This is a genomic window from Alcanivorax sp. HI0044, assembly GCF_001634945.1.
Genome location: NZ_LWEZ01000287.1, coordinates 1 through 1,809 on the forward strand (window position 1 = coordinate 1; position 1,809 = coordinate 1,809).

Genomic DNA, 1,809 nt, shown 5'->3' on the forward strand with positions numbered 1-1,809 from the left:
TGCTGGGGATCTGTTCGATGTCGCCCTTGAACGACAATAAGGCCGTCTCGATCTGGGCGGACGACGCGTTCACCTCGGTGGTTTCCACCACATCGCCGTCGGCGTCACCGGTTTCCGTGGTCACACCCAGCTTGGCGGTGACCCGGTAACTCTTGTCGGATTCCAGCAAAAACTGGCTGAACTTGGTGGCTTCACCAAAACAAATCGGCAACATGCCGGTGGCCAGCGGATCCAGACTACCGGTATGCCCCGCCTTGGCAGCGGCAAACATTTTCTTGGCCATCTGCAGCGCGCCATTACTGCTCACGCCAGACGATTTATCCAATAACAGGATGCCGTTGAGATCACGGCCTCTGGGACGACGCTTTGCCACCTGACAGCTCCGAGTTACTCGTTGTTTCCGGTTTCGTCGTCTTCCGGACGCAACTCCCGGTCTTCGGCACGGGCATCATCAATCAACTGAGACAGATGTGCCGCCCGCTCCGGGGTCATGTCGTAATGGAAACGCAATTTGGGCGTGGTGCGGGTATTGAGGCTCTTCGCCAGGCTGCTGCGCAGGAAGCCGCTGGCCTTGACCAGCGCTTCTTCGGCTTCCACGCCGGCTTCTTCACCCTGTCCCAGCAAGGTGAAATACACCTCGGCATAGGACAGATCGCGGGAAACCGTGACATCCTGAATCGTCGCCAGATTGACCCGCGGGTCTTTCATTTCAAACTGCAGCAACCGGGACAGTTCACGCTGAATCTGGTCAGCGATACGGTCGGTGCGGTTAAAGCCCTGGGGGCGGCGATGACGGCTCATAGCAGGGTTCGGGCACACTCCTTACAGGAAGCGCGCCACCTCCTTCACTTCGAAGACTTCGATCTTGTCGCCTTCCTTCACGTCGTTGTAGCTCTTCACCGCGATGCCACACTCCATGCCGTTACGCACTTCAGGCACATCGTCCTTGAAGCGACGCAGGGATTCCAGCTCGCCTTCGAAGACCACCACATCGTCGCGCAGAACGCGGATCGGACGGTTCCGGTACAGCGTACCTTCCACCACCATACAACCAGCAACCGCACCGAACTTGGAAGAACGGAACACGTCGCGCACCTGGGCCACGCCAAGGATCTCTTCGCGTTTTTCCGGCGCCAGCAAACCACTCATGGCCTGCTTCACGTCATCAATCAGCTCATAGATCACGCTGTAGTAGCGCAGATCAATGCCTTCCTGCTCGCAGGTTTTCTTGGCCTTGGAATCTGCACGAACGTTAAAGCCCAGCAACACACCTTCACTGGTCATCGCCAGGTTGACGTCGGATTCGTTGATCGCACCCACGCCGCTGGAGACCAGATTCACCTTCACTTCATCAGTGCCCAGATCATTCAGGGCACTGGTCAGCGCTTCCAGTGAACCGCGCACATCGGTCTTCAACACGATGTTGACGGTTTTGGTTTCTGCGCTGCCCATATTTTCAAACAGGTTTTCCAGCTTGGATGCCTGTTGACGCTTGAGTTTGAGCTCACGGTCACGTTCCTGACGGAACTCGGCCACTTCCCGCGCCTTACGCTCGTCGGTCACAACCTGGATCTGCTCACCGGCTTCCGGTGCGCCATTCAGGCCCAACACTTCCAGCGGAATAGACGGGCCGGCTTTTTTGATCGGCTTGCCGTTCTCATCGATCATCGCCCGCACACGGCCAAAGTGGGCACCGGCCAGCAGCATGTCACCGATCTGCAGCTCGCCGCCCTGAACCAAAATGGAAGCAACGGTACCGCGACCTTTCTCGATACGGGATTCAATCACCACACCAGTGGCTGAACCAGA

The 1,809-nt window shown here is 57.6% G+C and carries 2 protein-coding genes and 1 pseudogene; all 3 read right to left on the bottom strand.

Features of this window, described 5'->3' with window-relative positions:
* Positions 1-373 (bottom strand): annotated as a pseudogene (locus A3730_RS03525) (tRNA pseudouridine(55) synthase TruB); the annotation flags it as partial.
* Positions 374-387: 14 nt separating this feature from the next.
* Positions 388-801: a 30S ribosome-binding factor RbfA gene (rbfA, locus tag A3730_RS03530; protein WP_007151594.1), complete on the bottom strand. Its 414-nt coding sequence runs from the start codon at positions 799-801 to the stop codon at positions 388-390.
* Between the two features lie 21 nt (positions 802-822).
* A partial coding sequence (gene infB, locus A3730_RS03535) for a translation initiation factor IF-2 (RefSeq protein WP_063537493.1) occupies positions 823-1,809 on the bottom strand: 987 nt, incomplete at its 5' end.